This window comes from Nocardia colli, assembly GCF_008704205.1.
In the GTDB taxonomy this organism is placed as follows: domain Bacteria; phylum Actinomycetota; class Actinomycetes; order Mycobacteriales; family Mycobacteriaceae; genus Nocardia; species Nocardia colli.
In genome coordinates, this window is record NZ_VXLC01000027.1 from 25,897 (window position 1) to 51,074 (window position 25,178).

The 25,178-nt window shown below is 68.4% G+C and carries 21 protein-coding genes and 1 pseudogene; 11 read left to right on the forward strand and 11 right to left on the reverse strand.

The annotated features are described in order from the left end of the window. Positions 1-62 precede the first annotated feature (62 nt). Genes hutU through hutI form a run of 4 tightly spaced genes read left to right on the forward strand, consistent with a single transcriptional unit; the run spans position 63 to position 5,393 of the window. On the forward strand, positions 63-1,715 hold the full coding sequence (gene hutU / locus F3087_RS37770; RefSeq protein WP_150406948.1) for a urocanate hydratase: 1,653 nt from the start codon (positions 63-65) through the stop codon (positions 1,713-1,715). A gap of 50 nt (positions 1,716-1,765) precedes the next feature. Continuing rightward, the gene (locus tag F3087_RS37775; protein ID WP_223885673.1) at positions 1,766-2,947 is read left to right on the forward strand and encodes an allantoate amidohydrolase; all 1,182 of its coding nucleotides are present in this window, start codon (positions 1,766-1,768) and stop codon (positions 2,945-2,947) included. Continuing rightward, a complete protein-coding gene (locus F3087_RS37780; RefSeq protein WP_150406949.1) occupies positions 2,944-4,248 on the forward strand; it encodes a formimidoylglutamate deiminase in 1,305 nt (434 codons plus the stop codon). The genes F3087_RS37775 and F3087_RS37780 overlap by 4 nt, the downstream gene beginning before the upstream one ends. Beyond that, positions 4,236-5,393: an imidazolonepropionase gene (gene hutI, locus F3087_RS37785; RefSeq protein WP_150406950.1), complete on the forward strand. Its 1,158-nt coding sequence runs from the start codon at positions 4,236-4,238 to the stop codon at positions 5,391-5,393. Before F3087_RS37780 ends, hutI begins: the two co-directional genes overlap by 13 nt. 1 nt (position 5,394) lies before the next feature. Here the strand turns inward: hutI and F3087_RS37790 are convergent, their stop codons facing one another. Continuing rightward, complete coding sequence (locus F3087_RS37790) at positions 5,395-6,480, reverse strand: PQQ-dependent sugar dehydrogenase (protein ID WP_150407080.1); 1,086 nt, start codon at positions 6,478-6,480, stop codon at positions 5,395-5,397. Between the two features lie 153 nt (positions 6,481-6,633). Between F3087_RS37790 and F3087_RS37795 the strand changes: the two genes are divergently transcribed. The 3 genes and pseudogenes from F3087_RS37795 (at position 6,634) to F3087_RS37805 (ending at position 9,684) form a co-directional block, all read left to right on the forward strand. Continuing rightward, positions 6,634-7,533 (forward strand): LysR family transcriptional regulator, encoded by a 900-nt coding sequence (locus tag F3087_RS37795; RefSeq protein ID WP_150406951.1) that lies wholly within the window; start codon positions 6,634-6,636, stop codon positions 7,531-7,533. A gap of 74 nt (positions 7,534-7,607) precedes the next feature. Continuing rightward, positions 7,608-8,189, forward strand: coding sequence for a TetR/AcrR family transcriptional regulator (locus tag F3087_RS37800; RefSeq protein ID WP_150406952.1), 582 nt, complete (start codon positions 7,608-7,610; stop codon positions 8,187-8,189). Between the two features lie 8 nt (positions 8,190-8,197). After that, positions 8,198-9,684, forward strand: a pseudogene (locus F3087_RS37805) (FAD-dependent monooxygenase). Positions 9,685-9,687: 3 nt separating this feature from the next. On the opposite strand, the gene F3087_RS37810 reads toward F3087_RS37805, so the two are convergent. Next, complete coding sequence (locus tag F3087_RS37810) at positions 9,688-10,593, reverse strand: dienelactone hydrolase family protein (RefSeq protein ID WP_150406953.1); 906 nt, start codon at positions 10,591-10,593, stop codon at positions 9,688-9,690. A 57-nt stretch (positions 10,594-10,650) separates the two neighbouring features. Next, on the reverse strand, positions 10,651-11,316 hold the full coding sequence (locus F3087_RS37815) for a TetR/AcrR family transcriptional regulator (protein ID WP_150406954.1): 666 nt from the start codon (positions 11,314-11,316) through the stop codon (positions 10,651-10,653). Positions 11,317-11,424: 108 nt separating this feature from the next. Here F3087_RS37815 and F3087_RS37820 point away from each other — a divergent pair, with 108 nt between their 5' ends. Further along, positions 11,425-12,333 (forward strand): SDR family oxidoreductase, encoded by a 909-nt coding sequence (locus tag F3087_RS37820; RefSeq protein ID WP_150406955.1) that lies wholly within the window; start codon positions 11,425-11,427, stop codon positions 12,331-12,333. A gap of 240 nt (positions 12,334-12,573) precedes the next feature. Continuing rightward, the gene (locus F3087_RS37825; RefSeq protein WP_150406956.1) at positions 12,574-14,586 is read left to right on the forward strand and encodes a CocE/NonD family hydrolase; all 2,013 of its coding nucleotides are present in this window, start codon (positions 12,574-12,576) and stop codon (positions 14,584-14,586) included. A gap of 1 nt (position 14,587) precedes the next feature. Here F3087_RS37825 and F3087_RS37830 read toward each other — a convergent pair whose 3' ends face one another. Together F3087_RS37830 and F3087_RS37835 are read right to left on the reverse strand one after the other, a co-directional pair. Then, on the reverse strand, positions 14,588-15,448 hold the full coding sequence (locus F3087_RS37830; protein ID WP_150406957.1) for a class I SAM-dependent methyltransferase: 861 nt from the start codon (positions 15,446-15,448) through the stop codon (positions 14,588-14,590). 1 nt (position 15,449) lies between these two features. Then, positions 15,450-16,370: an LLM class F420-dependent oxidoreductase gene (locus F3087_RS37835; protein WP_150406958.1), complete on the reverse strand. Its 921-nt coding sequence runs from the start codon at positions 16,368-16,370 to the stop codon at positions 15,450-15,452. A gap of 81 nt (positions 16,371-16,451) precedes the next feature. On the opposite strand from F3087_RS37835, the gene F3087_RS37840 reads away from it, so the two are divergent. Both F3087_RS37840 and F3087_RS37845 read left to right on the forward strand, forming a co-directional pair. After that, the gene (locus tag F3087_RS37840; protein ID WP_150406959.1) at positions 16,452-17,342 is read left to right on the forward strand and encodes a dihydrodipicolinate synthase family protein; all 891 of its coding nucleotides are present in this window, start codon (positions 16,452-16,454) and stop codon (positions 17,340-17,342) included. 451 nt (positions 17,343-17,793) lie between these two features. Next, on the forward strand, positions 17,794-18,270 hold the full coding sequence (locus F3087_RS37845; RefSeq protein ID WP_223885674.1) for a gluconokinase: 477 nt from the start codon (positions 17,794-17,796) through the stop codon (positions 18,268-18,270). 14 nt (positions 18,271-18,284) lie between these two features. On the opposite strand, the gene F3087_RS37850 is transcribed toward F3087_RS37845, so the two are convergent. From F3087_RS37850 to F3087_RS37875, 6 genes are all read right to left on the reverse strand, one after another. Continuing rightward, positions 18,285-18,848 carry a DJ-1/PfpI/YhbO family deglycase/protease gene (locus tag F3087_RS37850; protein ID WP_150406961.1) on the reverse strand — a complete coding sequence of 188 codons (564 nt, stop codon included), beginning with the start codon at positions 18,846-18,848 and terminating at the stop codon, positions 18,285-18,287. 67 nt (positions 18,849-18,915) lie between these two features. Continuing rightward, the gene (locus tag F3087_RS37855) at positions 18,916-19,800 is read right to left on the reverse strand and encodes a DUF5995 family protein (protein ID WP_223885656.1); all 885 of its coding nucleotides are present in this window, start codon (positions 19,798-19,800) and stop codon (positions 18,916-18,918) included. A 164-nt stretch (positions 19,801-19,964) separates the two neighbouring features. Beyond that, a complete protein-coding gene (locus F3087_RS37860) occupies positions 19,965-20,753 on the reverse strand; it encodes a M50 family metallopeptidase (RefSeq protein ID WP_150406962.1) in 789 nt (262 codons plus the stop codon). A gap of 9 nt (positions 20,754-20,762) precedes the next feature. Further along, positions 20,763-22,319 (reverse strand): AMP-binding protein, encoded by a 1,557-nt coding sequence (locus F3087_RS37865; protein WP_150406963.1) that lies wholly within the window; start codon positions 22,317-22,319, stop codon positions 20,763-20,765. A 47-nt stretch (positions 22,320-22,366) separates the two neighbouring features. Then, complete coding sequence (locus tag F3087_RS37870; RefSeq protein WP_150406964.1) at positions 22,367-24,181, reverse strand: serine/threonine-protein kinase; 1,815 nt, start codon at positions 24,179-24,181, stop codon at positions 22,367-22,369. An 81-nt stretch (positions 24,182-24,262) separates the two neighbouring features. Beyond that, a complete protein-coding gene (locus tag F3087_RS37875; protein ID WP_150406965.1) occupies positions 24,263-25,156 on the reverse strand; it encodes a bile acid:sodium symporter family protein in 894 nt (297 codons plus the stop codon). Between the last annotated feature and the right edge of the window lie 22 nt (positions 25,157-25,178).

A 25,178-nucleotide genomic window follows, 5' to 3' on the forward strand; every position in this document is an offset into this window, starting at 1 on the left:
GCCACACTTGCCGCCACGCGCGGCTCACTAGATCTCGATTGTGCTGGAAGGGCGGCGATTTCATGACTCGGATAGTTCGGGCGGCGCGGGGTACGCAGCTGACTGCGAAGAATTGGCAGACCGAGGCGGCGATGCGGATGCTGCACAACAACCTCGATCCGGAGGTGGCCGAGCGGCCGCAGGACCTGGTGGTCTACGGCGGCACCGGCAAGGCGGCCAGGAACTGGGCCAGCTTCGACGCGATCACCCACTCGCTGACCACCCTGGAGCGCGACGAGACGCTGCTGGTGCAGTCCGGTAAGCCGGTCGGCGTGTTCCGCACGCACGAGTGGGCGCCGCGCGTGCTGATCGCCAACTCCAATCTCGTTGGCGACTGGGCGAATTGGCCGGAGTTCCGCCGGCTGGAATCGCTCGGGCTGACCATGTACGGGCAGATGACCGCGGGCTCCTGGATCTACATCGGCACCCAGGGCATCTTGCAGGGCACCTACGAAACGTTCGCGGCGGTGGCGGACAAGCGTTTCGGCGGCACCCTGGCCGGCACGCTCACGCTCACCGCGGGACTCGGCGGCATGGGCGGCGCGCAACCGCTGGCGGTCACCATGAACGGCGGCGTCGCACTGGTGATCGAGTGCGATCCGGCCCGGGCGCAGCGGCGGGTGCAGGAACGCTACCTCGACGAGATCGCGACCGACCTGGACGACGCGGTGATCCGCGTCTCGAACGCGCGCAGGCAGCGAAAGGCGTTGTCCGTCGGCCTGATCGGCAACGCAGCCGAGGTGCTGCCGAAGCTGCTCGCGATCGGCCTGGACCCGGAGATCGTCACCGACCAGACCTCCGCGCACGACCCGCTGGCCTATCTCCCGCGCGGCATCGCCGTCGAGGACTGGGCCGACTACGCGGCGAAGAAGCCGGACGAGTTCACCGACCGGTCCCGCGAATCGATGGCCGAGCACGTCGGAGCCATGCTCGGCTTCCTGGACAAGGGTGCCGAGGTGTTCGACTACGGCAACTCGCTGCGCGGGGAGGCCAAGCTCGGCGGCTGCGAGCGGGCCTTCGACTTCCCCGGCTTCGTGCCCGCCTACATCCGCCCGCTGTTCTGCGAGGGCAAGGGCCCGTTCCGCTGGGCGGCGCTCTCCGGTGACCCGAAGGACATCGCGGCCACCGACCGCGCCATCATCGACCTGTTCCCGGAGAACGAGTCGCTGCGCCGCTGGATCCGGATGGCGAGCGAACGCGTTGCCTTCCAAGGACTTCCGGCCCGCATCTGCTGGCTCGGCTATGGCGAGCGGCACCTGGCCGGTCTGCGTTTCAACGAGATGGTGGCCAGCGGCGAGCTGTCCGCGCCGGTGGTGATCGGCCGCGATCACCTCGATTCCGGCAGCGTCGCGTCGCCGTACCGGGAGACCGAGTCGATGGCCGACGGTTCCGACGCCATCGCGGACTGGCCGCTGCTGAACGCGCTGCTCAATACCGCGTCCGGCGCGACCTGGGTGTCCATCCATCACGGCGGTGGCGTCGGCATGGGCCGGTCCATCCATGCCGGCCAGGTGTGCGTGGCCGACGGCACCGAGCTGGCCGCGCAGAAGATCGAGCGGGTGCTCACCAACGACCCGGGCACCGGCGTGATCCGGCACGTGGACGCGGGCTACGACCGCGCCACCGAGGTGGCCGCCGAACGCGGCGTGCGCATTCCGATGCACGAGGCGCCGTGAACCAGACCCCAGAGCACACCAGGAGCGACGCCGTGGGCGTGAACCAGCTGATGAACGAGATCGCCGGGGTCGGCCGGGATTCCCGGCGCGGCGGCTACTCGCGGCACGTGTACGACTACGCCGACTTCGAGCTGCGGGACTGGTTCATCGACCAGGCCCTGGACAGCGGGCTGGACGTGAACACCGATCGCAACGGCAACATCTGGGCTTGGTGGGGAAGTCCAGGAGCCGGCGCGGTCGTCACCGGCAGCCATCTCGACTCGGTCCCCGGCGGCGGCGCGTACGACGGCCCGCTCGGCGTGGCCAGCGCCCTCGCGGCGGTAGAGATCTTGCAGGGCAAGGGATTCACGCCGGTCAAGCCGCTCGCGGTGCTGGTGTTCGCGGAGGAGGAGGGCGGGCGGTTCGGCGTGCCGTGTCTGGGTTCGCGACTGCTCACCGGCGCCATCGATCCCGATCGGGCCCGGAATCTGCGGGATGCCGAGGGCGTGACGCTCGCCGAGGCCGCGGTGAAGGCGGGGCACGATCCGAAGCGTTTCGGCGCGGATCCCGAATCTCTCGCCCAGATCGGCTGTTTCGTGGAGCTGCACGTGGAGCAGGGGCGTGGGCTGATCGAGCTGGACAGCCCGGTCGCGACCGGCAGCAGCATCATCGCGCACGGGCGGTACCGATTCTCGTTCTCCGGCCAGGGAAATCACGCGGGCGCGACCCGGCTCACCGATCGCCACGATCCGATGCTGCCCGCCGCGACGGTGGTGGCGGCAGCGCGCCGGGCCGCCGCCGCGATGTCGGACGCACGTGCCACGGTCGGCAGGCTGGTGCCCAACCCGGGTGGCACGAATGTCATTGCCTCCAGCGTGGATCTGTGGCTGGACGCCCGGGTCGCCGGTGACGGCCGGACCGCGGCACTGGTCGAGGACATCACCGAAGCCGCGCGGGAGGCCGCTGCCGCCGAAGGCTGCGAGCTGACCGTCACCGAGGAGTCCTATTCGGACGACGTCGTTTTCGACGAGACGCTGCGCGGCCGGATGGACAAGGTGCTCGGCGGCGTACCCGCGCTGCCCACGGGCGCCGGACACGACGCGGGCATCCTCGCCGGACACGTCCCCTCCGGCATGCTCTACGTGCGCAACCCGACCGGAATCAGCCACGCCCCTGAGGAATTCGCCGAGCCCGCCGACATCGACAGCGGCGCACAGAGCCTCGCGCGGATCCTCGAGGAACTGGCCGGATGAGCACCTACTGGGCGGAATACGCCTGGCTGCCGGACGGCGTCGCCGCAGCGGTGACGATCGAGGTGAACGGCGCGACGATCCAGTCGGTCACCGGCGGCACCGAGCGAACCGGCACGGTACTGCCCGGACTGACGATCCCCGGCTTCGCCAACGCGCACTCGCATGGCTTCCACCGTGTGCTGCGCGGGCGCACCCAGCACGATCAAGGCACGTTCTGGACCTGGCGTGAACGCATGTATGCCGTTGCCGCCCAGCTGGATCCCGACTCCTACTATCGGCTCGCCCGCGCGGTGTACGCCGAGATGGTGCTGGCGGGGTACACCAGTGTCGGCGAGTTCCACTACCTGCACCACGCCCCGGGCGGCGCGCGATACTCGGACCCGAACGCGATGAGCGCGGCCCTCGCGGCCGCCGCCGACGATGCCGGTATTCGACTCACGCTGCTCGATACCTGCTATCTGGCAGGCGGATTCGGTGTGGAGCTGGGGGAGCACCAGCTCCGGTTCGGCGACGGCAGCGTGGACGCGTGGGCCGAACGCGCCGCCGCGTTCACCCCGAAGCAGGAGCTGGTCCGGACCGGCGTCGCCGCACACTCGGTGCGCGCGGTCCCCGCCGCGGCGCTGTCCGTGGTCGCGGAGGCGGCCACGGGGCGCCCGCTGCATGTCCATCTCTCCGAGCAACCGTCGGAGAACGCCGATTGCCTTGCCGCGCACGGCGTTACTCCGACCGCGCTACTGGCCGGGGCGGGCCTGCTCGGCCCGCAGACGGTCGCGGTGCACGCGACCCATCTCACGGACGCCGACATCGCCCTGCTCGCCGACAGCGGCACCCGGGCGTGCTTCTGCCCCACCACCGAACGCGACCTCGGCGACGGCATCGGCCCGGCCCGCGCGCTCTCGGACGCCGGCGTCGGCCTGTGCCTCGGCACCGACAGCCACGCCGTGATCGACGCCTTCGAGGAGTGGCGCGCCCTCGAACTCGACGAGCGACTGGCCAGCCGCGCCCGCGGCCGCTTCAGCCCGGCCGAGCTCTACCGCGCCGCCACCGACCACGCGTCCATCGGCTGGCCCGAGGCCGGCCGGATCGCCCCGAACGCCGCGGCCGACCTGGTCACCGTCGACCTCGACTCGATCCGCACCGCGGGTACCGCCCCGGCCGCCGCGCTGTTCGCCGCGACCGCGAGCGATATCCGCTCGGTGCTGATCGCGGGCCGTCCCGTCGTGTCCGAACACCGCCACCTACAGGTGCACCATCCGGAAACCGTGTTGCGAGAGGAAATCGAGGCACTGTGTCGACCCTGATCACCGGCATCCGCGAACTCACCACCAACACCGAGGGCGGCCCGCTGCACGACGCCGCGGTGGTCCTCGACGGACAGCACTTCGCCTGGGTCGGTCCGGCGCAGGACGCGCCCGCCGCCGACGACCGTATCGACCTCGCTGGCCGGGCCGCGCTGCCCGGGTGGGTGGACAGCCACACCCACCTCGTCTTCGCCGGCGACCGCACCGCCGAGTTCGAGGCCAGGATGGCGGGACGGCCGTATCGGGCGGGCGGCATCGCCACCACGGTCGCCGCCACCCGCGCCGCGTCGGATGACGAACTGTCGGTCAACCTGGCCCGCCACATCGCCGAGGCGCGCAGGCAGGGCACCACCTGCCTGGAAACCAAGACCGGTTACGGTCTCAGCGTCGAGGACGAACTCCGCTCGGCCAAGCTGGCCGCCGCGGCCGCGGACGAGGTGACTTTCCTTGGCGCCCATCTGGTTCCGGCAGACATGGACGCCGAGAAGTACGTCGATCTGGTGTGCGGCGACATGCTCGACGCCGTCGCGCCCTATGTCCGCTGGGCCGATGTGTTCTGCGAGACAGGCGCTTTCGACCGGGACCAGTCCGATCGGGTGCTGCGCGCGGCCAAGGCACACGGCCTCGGACTGCGCGTGCACGGTAATCAGCTCGGCGAAGGCGCCGGCGTCCAACTGGCGGTCGAACACGGTGCGGCGAGCGTCGATCACTGCACCTATCTGACCGACGCCGACATCGAAGCGCTCGCGTCCTCCGACACGGTCGCCACCGTGCTGCCCGCCTGCGACCTGTCCACCCGGCAGCGCCTCGCACCGGCCCGCGCGCTGCTGGACGCGGGCGCCACGGTCGCCCTGGCCACCAACGCCAACCCCGGCAGCTCCTACACCACCTCGATGGCCTTCTGCGTCGCGACCGCCGTACTGCAGATGGGACTTTCGGTGGCCGAGGCGGTGCACGCGGCGACCGCGGGCGGTGCGCGCGCGTTGCGCCGCGACGACGTCGGCGTCATCCGGGTCGGCGCCCGCGCGGATCTCCAGGTGCTCGACGCACCGTCGGTCACCCACCTGGCCTACCGTCCGGGCGTGCCGCTGACCTACGCGGTATGGCGGCTGGGCCGCCAGATCAAAACGCCGATGTTCGACTGACTCATCGCGCCGGGAAGCGAAGCACGCGATCGTCGTTCGTGCGCGGGTTGCCGCGTCCGTCGGTGTTGGATGTGGTGAGCCACAGCGCGCCGTCGGGCGCGACCATGACCGTGCGCAGCCGGCCGTAGCTGTCCCGGAACACATCTCGCGGCTGGCCAGCCGTGCCCTCGCGCAGCGGCACGGTCCACAGTCGTTCGCCGCGTAATGCCGCGGCGTACAACGTGTCTCCGGCGATCGCGATCCCCGACGGCGAGGCCTCCGAGGTGGACCAGGTCGTCAACGGTTCGGTGAACCCGCGGTCCGCGCCGCCCACCCCTTCGACGGTCGGCCAGCCGTAGTTGTGCCCCGACTCGATCAGGTTGATCTCGTCGAACCGGTTCTGCCCGAACTCCGCCGCGAACAGCCGCCCCTCGCGGTCCCACGCCAGTCCTTGCACATTCCGATGCCCCAGGCTGTACATCGGTGAGTCCGCGATCGGATTGTCCGCTGCCGGTCGGCCTTCCGGCGTCAGCCGGAGAATCTTCCCGTTGGGGCTCGCCGGATCCTGCGCCCGGCCACTCTGTCCCGCATCGCCGGTGCCGGCGTACAGCATGCCGTCCGGCCCGAACGCGATCCGGCCGCCATTGTGATTGGACGCCTTGGCAATTCCGTCGAACAGCACCTCCGGCTGCCCGTCGAGGCGGAATCGTACGATCCGGTTGTCGTTCTGCGCGGTGAAATAGGCGTAGACGTAATGGTTTTGGTCATACTGCGGCGACAACGCCAGACCGAGCAGCCCGCCTTCACCGCTCGCGACCACTCCGGGCACCTGATAGATCTGCTCCGGCGCATGACCCGGCCCGATCCGCAGGATGCGCCCGCTGTCGCGTTCGGCCACCAGCGCATTGCCGTCGGGCAGGAAGGTCAGGCCCCACGGCACGTCGATCCCGTGCGCGATCTCCTCCGCCGCGCCGAGGTCGGGTGCGCCCTGCGGTCTGCTCGGCGCGGTGCTGCGCACGGTCTCGGTGGCGGGCGCGGGCTCCTTGTCGCTGGCGCAGGCCGAGAGCACGCCGACGGCCAGTATTACGGTGGTCGCGACACCGACCATGCGACGTCGCGCTGGGCTGACATTCGGATATCTCACGCGGGCACCTCCGGCGATATTTGTGTGTGCGCGGCGCGCGGGACGAAGCCACATCGGTTGGCCGCGCACCCCGGGCGGTAGCCTGACCCAGTCTTGTCCCCGAACCACGTTGAGGTCATGGAACTTCGTCAACTGAGGTATTTCGTCGCGGTGGCCGAGGAGCTACATTTCGGCCGGGCGGCGGAACGGCTGATGATTGTGCAGTCGTCAGTCAGCCAGCAGCTCGGCCGGCTCGAACGCGAGCTCGGCGTCGTGCTGCTGGAACGGTCGCCTCGTAGCGTCCGGCTCACCGAGGCCGGGGCGGCGTTCCTGCCTGCCGCGAAGAAGGTCCTTGCCGCCGAGAAACGCGCGCGGACCAGCGTCGCGGACTTCCTGACCACGCCGACCGTGCTGCGCATCGGCACCAGCCGGGGGATGGGCGAGCGCCTCGAGCGGCTGCTCGTCGCGCTGAAGTACCGTGCGCCCGGGATCAAGGTGGAACTGACGTCGGCGGCGCTCGGCCAGCGGCTGCGCAAGGTGTCGGAACACGAGTGGGACGCGGCGTTCCTGCGCGGCGAGGTGGCCGCGCCGGAGGGCGTCGAGCAGATTCCGGTCTGGTACGACGAGCTGGTCGTCGCGCTGCCCGCCGATCACCCCTCGGCCACCGAGCGATGTGTCGACCTCGCGCAGCTTGCCGAGCTGCCGCTCTATCTGACGAACCGGCAGAACAACGCGTTGCTCGATGATCTCGTGCTGACCGCGTGCAGCAAATCGGGATTCGAACCGGTGCTCGGTCCCGAGCAGGTCTCGATCCAGGACACTCTCGCCGCGCTCGGCGCCGGCGCCGCCGGCTGGACCGTCCTCTACGCGCCGCACGCCCGCCTCCTGCACAGCAGCCGGGTGGCCTTCCTGCCCGTGTGCACGCCCGGTGTGCTGGCGCTGCCCACGGTGCTCGCCGTGCGCACCAATGCCATGGAGCGGTTGGAGCCGCTGCTCGAGGCCTGCCGCGACGTCGCGCTCGGCGATCACATTCTCTGAACGGCCTTGTGCCGGTTGCCGCTCTTCCGATACCGTCGAAGTGAACGAAACCGTATCGTTCACTTGGAGGGTGTGTGATCAGGGGCGCGGAACGCGAGCAGGCGATACTCGCCGCCACCTATGCGTTGCTGGGCGAAATCGGTTACGCGGCAATCACAATGGACGCCGTCGCGGCCAAGGCGCAGGCGAGCAAGGCGACCATCTATCGGCGCTGGCCGGGAAAGCCCGCGCTGGTGAAGGCGGCGATGGACGCGCACGACGCCGAGTACGTCGCGGAGATCCCGGACACCGGGACGGTGCGCGGGGATCTGATCGCGGCGCTCGTCGATCTCACCGCGCAGGTCGACGAGCACTACGTGACCATGATGACCGGGTTGATGCACGCCATGCGGGTGGACGCGGAGCTCGCGGCGGCGCTGCGCGAGCACGTCGCGGACGAGGATCTCGGCCCGTTCCGCACCGTTGTCGAGCGGGCCGTCACCCGGGGTGAGTTGCCCGAGGGCACCGCAACCGAACTGGCACACCAGGTTTCGGAAGGTCAGATCATGCGCCGGATGTTCCTCGGCGAACCCCTGGATCGAGCGTTCCTCACCGAACTGGTCGACGAGCTGCTGCTGCCGATCCTCACCCGAACTTTCACGAAAGAAGAGCGATGACAACAGATCTGCCGGTGCTGATCGTGGGCGCCGGACCGACCGGACTGACACTGGGCTGCGATTTGGCCCGGCGCGGGATCGAGTGCCTGGTGGTGGACAAGGCCGCGGGGCTGTTTCCCGGCTCACGCGGAAAGGGTTTGCAGCCAAGAACTCTGGAGGTCTTCGATGATCTCGGCCTGATCGATGCGGTGGTGGCGGCCGGGGCTCCGTTCCCGTCGTTCCGCATGTACGTGGACACTCAGGTGAAACTGACCCGGACCGTGGAGGCGATGCTCGGGCTGCCGCCGCTCGAACGCGTCGACGGCGTGCCGTATCCGAACGCGTGGATCCTGCCGCAGTGGCGCACCGACGAATTGCTCCGCGACCGGCTGCTCGAACTCGGCGGCCGGCTCGAATTGAACACGGAATTCATCGATTTCGTGCAGGACGATACCGGTGTCACCGCGACGCTGCGTCGCGACGATGGACTCGTACAGGTGCGTGCCCGGTACCTGGTCGGCACGGACGGTGGCGGCAGCGTTGTCCGTAAGACGCTCGGCGTCGGCTTCGAGGGCGAAACCTTCGAGACCGAGCGAACGCTGATCGGCGACGTCAGAGCGGAGGGCCTGACCGGCACCTACTGTCACATGCTGACGACCGGCAATGTGCAGGAACGTTTTTCGCTGTGGTCCATGCCGGGCACCGACTACTACCAGTTCATCGCCAACATGACCGCTGACGACGTGCCCGAGCTGACCCTGGAGGCCGTGCAGAAGATTCTCGACGAGCGGTCCGGTCGCTCGGATATCCGGTTGTTCGATCTGAACTGGATCTCGGTGTATCGGGTGAATGTCCGGATGGTGGACCGGTTCCGGGTCGGGCGGGTGTTCCTGGCCGGCGATGCGGCGCACGTGCATTCGTCATCAGGTGGGCAGGGGTTGAACACCAGCGTGCAGGATGCCTACAACCTGGGCTGGAAGTTGGCGGCGGTGTTGTCGGGCGCTCCGGATCGGTTGCTGGATACCTATGAGGCCGAACGGTTTCCGGTCGCGGCGCGGGTGCTCGACGTGACCACGCGCTCGCATCGGCAGGAGTTCCGCGATGCCGAGCCGGGGGAGGGGAGTCTGGATATCTTCCAGTTGAAGGTCAACTATCGGGCGGGCCGTTGGCCGTGGAGGCGCGGGAGAAGCCGGGCGCGGTGCGTGCGGGCGACCGTGCGCCGGACGGTCAGGTCGGTGATTCGAGCCTGTTCGATCTATTCCGCGGTACGCATTTCACGGTGCTGGGGTTCGGTGGCGATACCGCAGCCGCGGTCGCCGAAGTCGTTCGTACGCAAGGCGACCGGGTTCGTGGGCGCGTGATCGAACCCGGCAATGTGATCGAGGGAACCGTTGGCGAGCCCTTTCGTAACTACGACATCGACCCGGGCACGCTCGTGCTGGTTCGTCCCGACGGCTACATCGGTGTCATCGCCACGGGCCTGGAACCGATCCGGGACTTCTTCGACGCTTGGTGACGCCTAGCCCAGATGCGTTCCGTACCAATCGATTACCCGCCGCCAGGCTTCGTTCGCCGCGGTCGGCGCGTACCGCGGCCCGGTGTCGTTGAAGAAGGCGTGATCGGCATTCGGGGCAACCCAGATCTCGTGCGGCGCACCCGCCTGCGTGAGTGCGGCCTCCGCGGCCGGGCGCGTGGCATCCACTCGGGCGTCCGCCGCCGCGTAGATCCCCAGCACGGCGGCCTTCGAGGCGGTGAGGTCGCCCTTGTCCGGGAAGGGGCCGTAGAACGGCGTCGCCGCGGCAAGAGCTGACGGCCCGGAGGCGAGTAGCAGCCAGACCAGTCCGCCGCCGAAACAGAACCCGGTCGCGCCGAGCTTCTTTCCGGGCGCCCGCCGCCCGAGCTCGTCCAAGCCCGCGCGCAGGTCGCCGATGAACTGGTCCTGCGGGGTCTTGCTCAGTTCAGCGGTGGCCTGCGCCGGATCGGTGAAGGCCGTGGTGCCGCCCTTGGCGGAAAGCAAGTCGACAGCAAGGGCGGAGTAACCGGCTCCGGCGAATCGTCCTGTCACCGAACGGATGTGCTCGGTCAGCCCCTTGTTCTCGTGGATGACCAGCACCGCACCCCGGGGCTGCGCCGCGGCCGCCCACGCACCCTGCAGTTCGCGATTGTCCGGCCCCGCGAAGGTGATCGGCGAAGTCGGCAGGGCCGCGCCCGACCCGGGCGGTGTGGATGGTGGTGCGGCGGAAGGCGGTTGGGTGGTCGCCGGTTGATCCTTGGAGTCGGTCGCGCAGGCCGCGAGCAACGCGGCCGCCGCCGGAATGCCGAACCCGAGCAGCCCGAGGCGGCGCAACGCCTCGCGCCGATTCAGCAGGCCGTCCGCATGATCGAGTGCGATTTCTTCCGCGATGTAGCGCTGCAGCGGCGTCATGCCCACCAAGGTAGGCCCCGGCTCGGCGATTCGCGTGGGTTTCCGGCAACAGTGAGATCAGCCTTCACCCGCGAGCAAGCCGGCGGCGATGACGTTAAGCAGTGTCGTGCAGGTACCGGTGAAGTCGATGCGGGCGGCGGCCAGGTCGGGATGCTGTTCGTAGGCGGCGAGCATGGCTGCGGACGGGTGGCTGTGCGTCCACAGCGCACCCGCATTGAGCAGCGTCAGGGCGCAGAAGGTCCACGAGCGTTCCCGGCCGAACTCGGGAATCATGCCGGCGACCAAGTCGGCGAACTCGTCGGTCGTGCTCAGCGAATTGCGTTTGAATCGGGCGGCGACGTCGGGGGAGATGTTGCGCTCCAGCACGGCCGCCTGCGCGCTGAACAGATCGCAGAGCACGGGGTTCTGTGCGAGTGAGGTGACGATCGCGTGGATCAGCCGGTCGCGGCGGGCCGGCAGATCGCCCGCGGTGTCCGTGAGTTCGAGGCGCAGCGCGGCGACCCATTCCCGATAGGACTCGTCGAGCAGTTCGAGCAGCACGGCCTCGCGAGAGTCGAAGTAGCGCAGCACATTCGACTTGGCCAGGCACACGCGGCGAGCCAGCTCGTTCAGGCCGACCTCGGCGACCGGCATCTGCTGCAACATCGCGGCCGCCGTGTCGAGGATGGCGCGTCTGCGCACCTCGCGCTGCTCTTCGCTGCGTGCTCGCTGGAATCCGACCATGCCACCAGTATTTCAGACCGGCGGTCTATTGACTACAGACCGGCGGTCCGTTAACGTGAAAACCATCAAAAGACCGACGGTCTCTTAAGTCGCCCGAAGGAGCTCACGATGTATGAAGTACCTGATCAAACCGGCAAAACGATCGTCATCACCGGCGCGAACAGCGGCACCGGGAAGGAAGCGGCCGCCCGTCTGGCGGGTGCGGGCGCGCACGTGATCATGGCTGTGCGCACGCCGGCCAAGGGCGAGCAGGCCAAGTCCGAAATCCTGGCTCGGCATCCCGGCGCGTCGCTCGAGGTGCGGCGCATCGACCTCGCCGATCTCGTCTCGGTCCGTGAGTTCGCCGCGCAGCTGAGCGCTGAGGATCGAATCCTCGATGTGCTGATCAACAACGCGGGTGTGATGGCTCCGCCCACCCGGAATGCCACAGCCGACGGATTCGAGCTCCAATTCGGCAGTAACTTCCTCGGCCCGTTCGCGCTGACCATGCTGCTGCTTCCGCAGCTGCGCCGCGCCGAGCAGCCCCGGGTCGCCACGATGAGCAGCGGCACCGCGCTGTACGGGCGGATCCGGTTCGACGACCTGCAGTGGGAGCGTCGCTACAACCCGGATCGGTCCTACGCGCAGTCGAAGCTGGCCGACCTGATGCTGACCGTGCGGCTGGCCGAGATCGCCGACGAGCGCGGCTGGAATCTGCTCAGCACCGGAGCCCATCCCGGTTACACCGTCACCAACCTGCAAAGCGCGGGGGCGAGCCTCGGCCGCGAACGGCCCAAGCGGTCGTTGATGACGAGTCTGGACTTCCTGCCGAAGCAGCAGGTGGGGCAGGGGACGGAGCCGCTGCTCTTCGCCGCGGTCGATCCGGCGGCGCGCAACGGCGAGTACTACGGACCGCGATTCGGTCTCGTCGGCTCCACGCACGTCGCGTCGGTGCCGCGCCGGGCGCGGGACAAGGAGACCGCTCGGCGACTGTGGAGCGAGGCTGAACGACTGACCGGAACGTTGTTGCCCGCCTAGATCTTAAACCAAACTGGTGGGTATCTATCGTGCCCGATTTGCGCAAATCCGCTATCGCACAACCGGATCGGTCCGCCGGGTCGCAGGCAACACGACAAACCGGCCGATTCGTACCTCCCGGTGATTTGCGCGCAGATTGCTATCTTGTCAATCCGATACGGCGAACTCAATCAACGTGCGGCACATCGGTCGAGGAGCAGGATGCTTTCGGGGCAGCAAGTGGCACAACAGTTTGTCCGCATGGCTCGATTGGCGACCGTCCTATCGATTGTCATAGTTGGCGGTGGGTTTGCGGTGGGGTCGGTGGCGGCCCAGCCGGACAGCGGAACACACAGTGCGCAGTGGACCGCGCTACACGACGGGCCGCAGCCGTACGCCGACGTGCACATCGACTGGGACGTGCCGATCCGGATGAGCGACGGCGTCATCCTGAAGGCGAACGTGTACCGGCCGGTGGACGCGGACGGAGTGGTCGAACAGCGTCCGCTGCCGACCATCGTGAACCTCACGCCGTACACGAAACTGCTGTCCAGTCTGGTGGATTCGGCGATCTCGGCGCCCGGGCTACAGCCGATGGTGATGGATCTGCTGCGCCGGATGAACCTATCCGGGACGCCGATCAGCGGCTTCGGTGATCTGCTGCACGCGCTCGACGGCGGCACCGTGCAGACCGTGCTCGGCATCGACCGCTTCCTGATCCGCAGCGGATACACGCTGGTGGTCGCCGATGTCCGCGGCACCGGTTTCTCCCAGGGCACGTGGGATACCCTCGGCGCCCGGGAACAACTGGACACCCGCGAGGTGATCGGCTGGGCCGCCGCGCAACGCTGGTCCACCGGCAAGGTCGGGATGAGCGGCGGCTCCTACGCGGGCATCGCCCAGCTGCGCGCGGCCGAAAATGCCCCGGCCGCACTGAAAGCCATCTTTCCGGTCGAACCGGGCAGCGACCTGATGCGTGATGTCGTCGCGCCGGGCGGCGGCGTCGGCACCACCTTCCTGCCGCTGTGGCTCAGCAATGTGAATCAGACGAAGCTCATCCCCGACGTGCGCTCGATGCTGGACGGCACGTTCGACTGGCGCTGGCTGAACGACCGGCTGGCCGATCCGGCCACCAACTACGACCTGCTGAGCCAGGCGCTGCTCACCCCGTCGCTCGATCAGGTCCCGCAGACCCTGGCCGCGGCGCTCGATCACGACAGCGACTTCCGGCAGGCGATTCTCGGGCATCCGGAGCGAATCACGGTGCCCACGTTCGTCTATGGCGGCTGGCACGACATCTTCGCCAACAGTGCGACCACCTTGTTCAACGCGATTCCGTTGCCCGTCAGCCAGAAACAGCTCCTCGTCGGCGACACGTATCACGCCAATCCCGGCGCGGGCACCGGCATGCCCGGCGGTCCGGCACGGCTGGAGGTGTTGCAGCGGGTGTGGTTCGACAAGTGGCTCAAGGACATCGATCACGGCCTCAGCGAATTCGGACCGGTGACGGTGTGGGAACAAGGTGGCGGCTGGCGCACGCTCGAGCAGTTCCCGCAGGCCGGCGCCACCCATCGGCGGGTCTATCTGTCCGCGACGCCCAGCGGCACCGCGGCGAGCGTGTACGACGGATCACTGTCCGCGGCAAAGCCGGACGAGCGCCGCACGCTGACGGTGTCACCCGGCCTCACCACCGCGTGCTCGCGCGACACCGCGCAAGGCGCCGCCGGCATCACCGCGGTAGTGGACATGTGCGCCAAGGACTCTCGCATCGCCGAACGCAACGCGCTCACCTTCACCGGCGCACCCGTCACCGAACAGACGGTCATCTCCGGCCCGATCAACATGCACCTCAACGTTGTGCACGACGCGACCGACGGGTACTGGGCCGTCACCGTGAACGACGTTGCCCCGGAAGGAACTTCGACGGTGCTGAGCACCGGCCAGCTCACCGCGTCGATGCGCGCGATCGACCAGGCGAAGAGCACCCGCTCACCCAACGGCGACTACACCGCCCCGTACAACCCGATCACCCTGGACAGCCTGCTGCCCGTAACCCCGGGGGAGCCCATCGTGCTGGACATCGCGGTCATCCCGATCCAGGCGGTGCTCCAGCCGGGACATCGACTACGCGTCGACGTGTTCGCCGGAAACTCCCCGAAGGGACTGCCGTTCCGGCCGCTGTTCAACAACACCGAACTCAAACCGCAAACGCTGCAACTGGATCCGGCGCAACCGAGTTTCGTCAACCTGCCGACCAGCAGGCCGCTGGGGTGAGTCAGGTGCGGCGGGCGCGGGCGATGCGGGCGTGCAGACGCTCGGGTTCGGGACCGAGCTCGGCCTCGCCGACATAGCTCGCGATGAGGTCCGGCGCGCTGAAGTCTTCGATCTCGTCGAAGCCTGCCGCGCGCAGGTCCGCCGCCAGTTCGGCGGCGGTGAGCGAGCTCAGCAACGGCTCGCCGACCGCGGCCATGCGGTCGGCTCGCGCTTGTAGTTGAGCCCGATGTTCCGGTGCGGCATCGGCGGCCGGTGGGATGTAGTCGAAGACCAGCCGAACCGGGGCCGCCTGCTCGGCCATATATCCCAGGGTCGACCGGATGGCCTCTCTGGTCAGATACATCACCACGCCGAGCCAGACGAAGACCGCGGGCTGGTCCCGGTCGAAGCCCGCCGCGGCCAAACCTGTTGCGAGGGTTTCACTCTCGAAGTCGATCGGGGCGAACGTCAGGGAATCGGGAACGGTGATTCCGGCATCGGCCAGCAGCTGGCGTTTCCAGGCCTGCGTCGCGGGATGATCGACCTCGAAGACCCGCAGTGCCGGATCGGGATTGCGGTAGGCGAAGGTGTCCAGCCCCGCGCCGAGGATCACCACCTGCCGCGTCCCGTCCGCCACCGCGGCGGCGACCGTCTCCTCCGCGAAGCGCGACCGGCTGGCCAGGAGCAGCCGGCGAATGCGATGAAAGGTGATGTCCTGACCCGCCGCCGCGGCAGCGGTCTGCTCGGTCAGCTCTTCGGGAGTCAGGCCCATGATCGGCCCGGCCAACGGGTCGGTGAAGACCCGCGGCTCGGGAGCGATCTGGTGATAGGCGCGCGCGTGCGCGGTGGCGAGCGCCGTCCGGCTCGGCTTTCCGGTCTTCATATCAGAGCTTCCCCTGCACCTGTCCGGCGATCAGCTCGAGGTGGTCGAGGTCGGCGAGGTCCAGTATTTGCAGGTAGATCCGCTGCGTGCCGATCTCGGCGAACCGGCCGATCTTGTCCACCACCTCGGCGGGCGAACCGGCCAGGCCGTTCGTCTTCAGCTCGTCCACCTCGCGGCCGATCGCCGCGGCCCGGCGCGCCACCTCGGCGTCGTTCGCGCCGACGCAGGCCACGAGAGAGCTCGAGTAGATCAGGTCGTCGGCGCGCCGCCCCCGTGCTTCGGCGGCCGCGCGGACCCGGCCGAACTGGGCGGCGCTGTCCTCGATCGAGGAGAACGGCTTGTTGAACTCGGTCGCGTACTGCGCGGCCAGCCGTGGCGTGCGGGTGGCGCCGTGGCCGCCGATCAGCACCGGCACCGGGTCCTGCACCGGCTTGGGCAGGGCGGGGGAGTCGGTCAGCTGGTAGTGCTGGCCGGCGAAGTCGAACTTGTCGCCCGGCTTGGTCGCCCACAACCCGGTGATGATCGCGAGCTGCTCCTCCAGCCGCGCGAATTTGTCCGCGGGGAACGGGATGCCGTAGGCGGCGTGCTCCTCGGCGAACCAGCCGCTGCCGAGGCCGAGTTCGACTCGGCCACCGGACATTTGGTCGACTTGCGCGACCTGGATGGCCAGCGGTCCGGGCAGCCGGAAGGTGGCGGCGGTCATTAGCGTGCCGAGGCGGATCCGCTTGGTTTCGCGGGCCAGGCCGGCGAGGGTGATCCAGGCGTCGGTCGGGCCGGGGAGTCCGTCCACGCCGCCCATGGCCGCGTAGTGGTCGGAACGGAAGAATGCGTCGAAGCCGAGGTCCTCGGTGGCTTTGGCGACGGTCAGCAACGTGTCGTAGCTTGCGCCCTGCTGCGGTTCGGTGAAGATGCGCAATTCCATGATCACCATCGTGCCCCAGCACGCTTCCGTCCGGAACGGCCGGGGTGCGGGGCATGATCTGGGGGAGGAATGGAGGTGGCGATGCGTGGGTCTATCGCGGGGATCGTGGCATATCCGGTGACGCCGTTCGGTGCGGACGGTGGCAAGGTCGACGAGACGGTGCTGCGCGGGCTGGTCGATCGGCTGGTCGACGCGGGCGTGGATGCGGTTGCGCCGCTTGGCAGTACGGGGGAGGCCGCGTACCTCGACGATCAGGAATGGGCCGCGGTGGCGTCGATCTGTATCGAGCAGGTCGACGGGCGGGTGCCGACGGTGATCGGGGTGTCGGAGTTGACCACGGCGGGAACCATTGCGCGGGCACGGCTTGCCGAACGGCTCGGTGCCACGGCGTTGATGATGTTGCCGGTCGCCTACTGGCGGTTGACCGAGGAAGAACTGCGCCGGCATTTCACGGCGGTGGCAGGCTCGGTCGCGTTGCCGATCATGGCCTACAACAATCCCGGCACCAGCGGGATCGATATGCCGCCGGAGTTCCTGGTGGAACTGGTCGGTGCCGTGGACAACATCACGATGGTCAAGGAATCCAGCGGAGACATCGCGCGGATGCGCCGGCTGGCGGAGCACGGTGTGCCGTTCTTCAACGGCAGCAGCCGGCTCGCGCTTCAAGCGTTCGACGCAGGCGCTGTCGGATGGTGCACGGCCGCAGCGTGTTTGGTGCCGGAGCAGATCGTGGAAGTGTGGAGGTTGCTGTCGTCCAGTGAAACCGATTCGGCGACAAAGCTTTTCGAACGACTGGAACCGCTGCTCGTCGCGATGTCCCGCGGCGGCCTGCCACGAACCGTCAAAGCGGGGTTGAACTCGCTCGGCATCCAAGTCGGCGACCCGCGACCACCCCTATTGCCGGTGGACGAGGACACCCATCGCGCGATTGCCGAGCTGATCACAGCGGCTGTGGATGGGCATCGGGCTTGAAACCCGTGCCGGCGCGGCGATTGTGCGCAGGCCGAGGCTTTGCTCGGTGGTCAACAGCAGGAGTGCCCGCTACGAGGTCGAGCGAGCCCGTAGATACACCATCACCGTGACCAGCTCGCCCCAGTGCCGGCGGCGACAACGCCCGGTATGCGGTCCTTGGCTGCGGCAAAGTGCGATCGGATACACCGCAATGTCCCGCTGGGCGAACGGACGGACACTGAGTGGGACATGGTGGCGGCAAAACGCCGGTGGGCCTGTCCTCATGTCCCACTCGACGAACGACGTATGCCGAGTGTGACCGGAAGTCGGTTGTTTGCGATGCAGCCGGCCGCATTCGGACGTTTTCGTGCTCGCGCTAATGTCGGATCGGAGATGTACGTCGCCCGCCATGGGCAGTGCACCGAGCAAAGGAGCCGATGTGCCGGAACGAGCGCTGCCCGTCGTGGTTGTGATGGGGGTGTCGGGGTCCGGCAAGTCGACGGTGGGCCGGGCGCTCGCGGCCGAGCTGGGTGTCGAGTACGGCGAAGGCGACGATCTGCATCCCGAGGCGAACGTCGAGAAGATGGCCGCTGGTATCCCGCTGGACGACGAGGACCGCTGGCCGTGGCTGGACAAGGTGGCGGCCTGGATGGCGGAACGATCCGCGCAGGGCGGGGTGATCACCTGTTCGGCGCTCAAGCGCGTCTACCGGGACCGGCTCCGCGCCGCCGCACCCGACGCGTTCTTCCTGCATCTGGCCGCGTCACACGAGGAACTCGCCCACCGAATGGCCGACCGCACCGGGCATTTCATGCCGTCGAGCCTGCTCGACTCGCAGCTGGCCGCGCTCGAACCCTTGGCGGATGACGAGCGCGGCGCCGTAGTCGACGCGACTCGCGACCCTGCCCAGCTGGCCCGCGAAACCTCGGTCGTACTGCACGGCCTCTGAGGTAAGCGGCCGAGCTATGACTTGTCGACCAGCTCGTCCGCGATCGCCCGGCAGAAATCGTCCAGATCGTCCGGATTGCGCGAGGTGATGAGCGCCCAGCCGTTCTCCGCGGAACGCACCACCGGCTCATCGACCCACCGCCCGCCCGCATTGAGCAGATCCGTTTTCAGCGAGAAGTACGACGTCAGCGTCTTGTCGGGCGTCAGCTCGGCCTCGGCCAGCAGCCACGGCCCGTGGCAGATCGCGGCAATCGGCTTACCCGCGGCAGCGAACGCCTTGGCCAGCTCGACCGCGCGGTCTTCGGTCCGCAGCTTGTCCGCGTTGACCGTGCCACCGGGCACGACCAGCACATCGAAGTCGTCGACATCCACATCATCGAACGACGCGTCCGGCTGCACGGTCACGTCCTTTTCGGTGTCGTGCTCGAAGGTCTGCACCTGCTCGTTCTTCGGCGCGGCATGCACGATCGCCGCCCCTTTGTCTGTCAGCTGTTTCTGCGGAACCAGCAGCTCATCGCGCTCGACGCCGGTGTTCGAGGTGATGATCAGTACGCGCTTCCCGTTCAGCTCTTCCGACATGCCGGAAACTCCCTTCCATCATTCGTCCCAGGAGTAGGCGTGCCGCGAATCCGGAAAGCTAAACCCCCTAGAGCCCACCGAGTCGGGTGAGCACCTCGAATGCGACGTCGGCGCTGCGCCACAGGGCGTCGATCTCGACCCGGGCGGCCGGCGCCAGCGCCGGATCGGTCAGCGCGAGTCCGTTGCCGAAGATCACCACATTGGCGCCGAGATCGGCCAGCCGCAGCAGCTGCGGCGTGGCCACACCCTCACCGAAGAGCAGATCGAGACCCTCGCCGACGAAATAGAACCGCCACAGCGGCCCGAGATCGCCGTGATAGATCTCCCTGGTCGAGGAGACGATCAACGAGCCCTGCTGGGCGATCGAGTCGACGATCTTGAAGTAGTCGGCCGCGTTCGCGGTGGTCCCGCCCACCGCGGCCACCGCGTAAGCGAGGTCGACGCTCAGGTGCGCGTCGTATCCGGCCATCGCGACCCGTGCGGGCGACAGTTCGCAGCGGCGGGCGAGGTCGAAGTAGTTGGTCCACTGCGGATCGGTCGGCGCGCCGGTGAACTCGGCGTGCACGTTGCGCAGGAAGCGGGACAGCAGCTCGAGGCTGATCCGATGCGCCCACTCCGGATCGGTGAACGAAGCCGGGTCGCGCTGCAACGGCATCACCGCGGCCTGCTCGACGGCATCGAGGCCGAGCGCGAAGACGCCGCGCAGGTCGCGGTGCTCGACCAGGATCTGGGTGAGCTGCCGATGGTTTTCGACTGCTTGCTCGAGCTGTTCCATCGATGAGCCGGCGAGCGTGGTCGTGTCCGAAAGCTTCGCGATCGAGGTGATTTCGGCGGGCGACAGCGGTGTACCGCAGGCCGAGTCGGCGACCGCGGTGGCCTGCCCGATACCGAAAAGGCCGGTGGAACCGAGGATCAGGGCCGAGGCGACGGCGAGGCGGATGGTCGTGATCATGTGCTGCTCCGGGATGTTCACGCACCGCGTTGTGCGTCGGCGACGGTCGATCGTGCGCAGACGGTCGGCGCCGGCGAGGGCGAGAGGCTCCGGCGAAACCGGAGGTGGCCCAACATTAGCCGACCGGATGGTCCGCGGGCAGCCACCGAGCCGGCTCCGGAGTGTTACTGCCCGGGAGCGCAGGTTCCGCCCGGCAGGCAGACGCCGGAGATGTCGGAGATCAGGAAGCCCGCGCCGATCACCAGCGACCCCACCGCGATCAGCCCGAACAACCCGACCCAGACGATTCCCGGCAGGTGCGTGAGGCGCGCGAGCTGGTCCGCGTCGGAGGCGACGTCCTCCTGATAGCGGCTGCGCAACTGCCGGGACCGCCCGCGCTGCAACTCGATCACCGGCCGCGCCCCGGCCAGCAGCAGGAACCACGCGCCGAGATAGGCGAAACCCGCCTGCAGCGTGTCGGTGCCGAACCAGGACACCGCGAACACCGTTGCGCCGACCGCGAATACGGTCAGCATGCCGTACACGTTGCGGGTCATGACCAGCACCGCGGCCAGCAGCGCGATGGCCACCCACAGCATCAGCGTGATCCGGCTCGCGCCGAGCAGCGCGGCGAAGCCCAGCCCGAGCAGCGGCGGCCCCGGATAACCCGCCATCGTCGTCAGAATCATGCCCAGCCCGTAGGGCTTTCCGCTCGACACGGTGAGACCCGAAGTGTCCGAATGCAATCGGATGCTGTTGAGCTTGCGCCCGGTGAGCAGCGCGACCAGCGCGTGCCCACCCTCGTGCGCGATGGTGACGATATTGCGGGTGAACCGCCAGACGGGGGTGTATCCGACCAGCACGAGCGCCACGACGCCCGCACCGGCCACCAACCACCACGGCGGCTGGGTTTGCGTTGTCGTCAAGCGGTCGACGATGGAGGTGCCCCGCTCGACCCATTCGGCTCTGTCCACCGCCGCACCTTATCCGGCGTCGGACATCTCCGCTCGGAGCTGACGTTTGTAGATCTTCCCGGCATCGTCGCGGGGGAGTTCGGTGACGATCCGCAGCACCCTCGGCACCTTGTACGCGGCGAGCTGCCCGGCCAGGCCGGCCCGGATGCCGTCCGCGCTCAGCTCGGCGCCCGGGCGCGGAACGACCTGCGCGGCAACGGCTTCGCCGAGATCGCCGGAGTGCGGGATGCCGAACACCGCGACGTCCTCGACGCCGTCCAGGGCCATGATCGCGTTCTCGATCTCGGCGGGATAGATGTTCACCCCGCCGGAGATGATCAGCTCGCTGGAGCGTCCGGTGAGGTAGAGGTAGCCGTCCTCGTCGAGGTAGCCGCGGTCGCCGACGGCGAGGAAATCCGGTAGCGGACTGGGCGCTTCGCCGGTGTCGTGCAGGTAGCGGAACTTCGGCCAGTAGTCGGCGCCGCGCACGAACACCTGGCCGGTCTGGCCGGTGGGCAGCGGCTCGCCCGCGTCGTCGAGGACCACGACGGCGGCACCGTCCGCCGGGCGGCCGACGCTGCCCGGATGCGCCAGCCACTCGCTGGCGGAGATCCAGGTGATGGTGCCGGCTTCGGCGCAGCCGTAGAACTCGATCAGCGCGTCGCCGAACCAGTCGATCGCGGCCCGCTTCACCGCGGGCGGACAGGGGGCCGAGGAGTGGATGATGTGAGTGAGACTGGAGACGTCGTAGCGGGCGCGCACGTCCGCGGGCAGCGAGAGCAGCCGCGACAGCATGGTCGGCACCACCTTGGCCTGAGTGATGCGGCGCTCGTCGATCAGGCGCAGGAATTCCTCGGCGTCCCAGCGCGGCATGATCGTGATGTTCGTGCCGACCCGCAAGGCAAGTGTGGCAATGCCGTTCGGGCTCGCGTGATAGAGCGGGCCGGGGATCACCGCCTGCCCGCGCGGTGTGAGGCCGAGCCGCTTGGCCGCGCTGCCGGCGATGGACAGCCACTGATGTGGCGTCATGCGTTCCCGCAGTACGCCTTTGGGTTTGCCGGTGGTGCCGGAGGTGTAGATCAGACCGGTCGAGTCGTCGCGCGAGCCCTCGATGCGGCCGAGCGGTTCGACGTGCGTTTCGATCCACTGTTCCAGGGTGGCGTGCCTGCCGGTCGGCTCGGCCAGCGCGGGGTCCGCTCCCGTCGCGGCGAGCAGTTCGCTCGGCATGGCGATCTCGAGGATGGTCGTATCCGATTGCGGTACAGCCTTTTCGACGATATCGATGAACTCGGTGTGCGCGATCACCAGGCGCGCACCGCTGTCGCCGAGCACGTGCGCGACCTCCGGCACCTGCCAGCGCGTGTTGATCGGCACCGAATTCGCCCCGCACGCCGCGACCGCCAGGGACACCTCGAGAAACTCGATGTCGTTGCGGATCATCATCGCCACCCGATCACCCGGCCGCACCCCCGCCGCCGCGAGGCCGGCGGCTAGCCGTCCCGCCCGCTGATGCGCCTCGGCCTGCGCTCTTACGCGACCCGCGCAGGTGATGGTTGGTGTTGAACTGCTGCCCGAAGCATCGCCCATGTTTCGCAGTCTGCCACTTCCTCAGCTAACGGGTAGCGCAAGCCGGGTCATGAGGTCTTGGTGAGTATTCCGGACATGTCGCCGATGATGCTGGCGGTGCGGTAGGACAATGTGCCGTCGGGGAGTAGCTGGAGGTGTGTGGTCTTGCCGTCGTCGTTGCAGCCGCCGCCGTCCTCGGTGAGTCGTGCGGTGAGGGTGAGTTGTTCGTCGTCGGCGGCCGTCAATGTTTCCGCTCGGCCGCAGGTCGCGCCGGAGACTCGCCCGGTATTGGTGGAGCTGCCGAGTTCGTCGCCGACCGTTCCCGCATTCAAGGTCAGCACGACGTCGAAGGTGGCCAGTTTGTCTTCGACTGCGCCTTTCCATTCGCCGACGAACGCTTCCGGCAATTCGGCGGCCGGGTCGCCCGGCGACGCGGTGGAGTGGTCGGTGGAGCTGTTGGAATCGGTGAACTGTTTGGTTATCACGAATGCGGCAATCGCTACCACGAGGCACAGCACCAGCCCGCCGGCGATCAATGCGATGCGGCGGCGTGCGCGGTTGGGGTGTGCGCCCGGCTGTGACGCGCCGTATGGCCCGTCCTGCGGGTGTGGGGTCCCGTACGGCCCGCCTTGCGGGTACGGAGTGCCGTACGACCCGTCTTGCGGCGCCACGTATTGGTGTGCGTGCGGCGGGGTATAGGACCGGTCTTGCGGCGCCGCCTGGGCGTGCGGCGGGGTGTTCGAACCGTCTTGCGGCCCATAGGAATACTGCTGACCTGCGGGATCGGGCGCACCCTTCCACCACGATCGCGGCGTGACATTCGGTTGTCCGGCACCGGGCATGCTGGTGGCGGTCCGCGCGTTCGGATCCGTGACCGGCCGCGCATTCGGATCCGTGACCGGCCGCGCGTTCGGATCCGTGAACGGTTGCACCACGGTTTCCGCTGTCCGGGTCGGGTTCGGCTGCTTGCTCAACGCGTCGGGCACATCGAACGGCCCGGAGTCCAGATCCAGCAACTGCACCGCACGCCGGCTGACCTCCTCCAACGCGGCACCCGGGAGCCAGCCGCCGCGGCCGGGCAGGCCGAGGGCGGTCAGGTCGGCGATGATGCGTTCGGGGGTCGGGCGGGCGGCGGGATCCTTGGTGAGGCAGGCGGCGATGAGTGGGCGCAGTCGATCCGGGACCGCGTCGAGGCGCGGCTCCTCGTAGACGACTCGCCACAGCATCTGCACCATGTCGCCGATGCCGAACGGACCCTGCCCGGTGGCGGCGAACACCAGCACGCCGCCGAGCGCGAACACGTCGGTGGCCGGGCCGACCGGGTCGCCGGTGACCTGCTCGGGGCACATGAATCCCGGTGAGCCGATGACCTTTCCGGTGGTGGTGAACTGGCTGTCATCGATCGCGCGGGCGATGCCGAAGTCGATCACCTTGGGGCCGTCGAGGGCGAGCAGCACGTTGGACGGTTTGAGATCGCGGTGCACCAGGTCGGCGGCGTGCACGGCGACCAGCGCCTCGGCCAGCCCGTGCGCGAGCACCAGCAGCGAGTTCTCGGCGAACGGTCCGTACTCCCCGACCGCCTCGGTCAGCGAGAATCCGGCGACGTATCCGGTGGCCAGCCAGGGCGGGTCCGCCTCCACGTCGGCGTCCAGCACCGGCGCGGTGAACTGTCCGCCGACCCGGCGCGCCGCGGTCACCTCGCGGCGGAACCGCTCGCGGAATTCGTTGTCGCCGACCAGATCCGGCCGGATCACCTTGACGGCTACGGTCCGGCCACCGGCATTGCGACCGAGGTAGACCCGCCCCATGCCGCCCGCACCGAGCACGCCGAGTAGCCGGTAGTCGCCGATCCGCGTCGGATCATCTGCGCCGAGCGGTCGCATCGCGATGCTGGTTCCCTTCGAGTGTCGAACATCGAAAGGTTACCTACCCGGCGACGTGCTGTCCGGTTCAGTTACCGGTTGTCAACCGGCCACCGTGCTCGGCACCGGCGCCGGACGATCATGGCGGACATACTTCGCCAGCAGATAGGCCGCGATCGCCGCGGGAATGTTCATCAGCACCCCGTACACCGCGCCCGGCACCGCCATCGCGTCGTTGTGCAGCACGGAACCGGCGATGGCGATGGCGATCGCGCCGTTGTGAATACCGATCTCCATGGCCGAGGCGATCGCCTGATCCGCGTCGACCTTGCACAGCCGCGGCACGAAATAGCCGACGGCCAGGCTGATCACGGCGAACACCAGGCTGAGCGAGGCGAGCTTGCCGATGTTCTCGCTGAGCGTGCCGAAGTTCTTCGCCACCGCCGCGAGCACCACCAGCGCCAGCACCACGATGGAGAGGATCTTGACGTTCCCGCGCATCCGCTCGGCCCACCCGGTGAACCGGCGGTGCACCCACATCCCGATCGCGACCGGGACCAGCACGATCGCGAACACCTGCGCGAACTTGTCCGGCCGCAGCCCGAACGACCCGTCGCCGTCCATGAACCGGCTGTAGGCGAACGCGACGATCAGCGGCATGGTGAACACGGCGAGCACCGAATTGATCGCGGTGAGCGTGATATTCAGCGCGACGTTGCCGCCCGCGATGTGGCTGAACAGGTTGGCCGACGGGCCGCCCGGCGACGCGGCGAGCAACAGCATGCCCACGGCCAGCGCGCCTTCGAGCTGGAACAGGTAGATCAGGCCGAGGCAGACCGCGGGCAGTAGCACCATCTGGCAGAGCAGGGCGACCACCGCCGCTTTGGGATAGCGCAGCACCCTGGCGAAATCGTCCACGGCCAAGGTCAATCCGAGTCCGAACATCACCAAGGCCAGGGCCAGCGGTAAGCAGACCGCGAAAATCGTTGAACCCATGCGGGTCTCCTCTCAGCCGAAC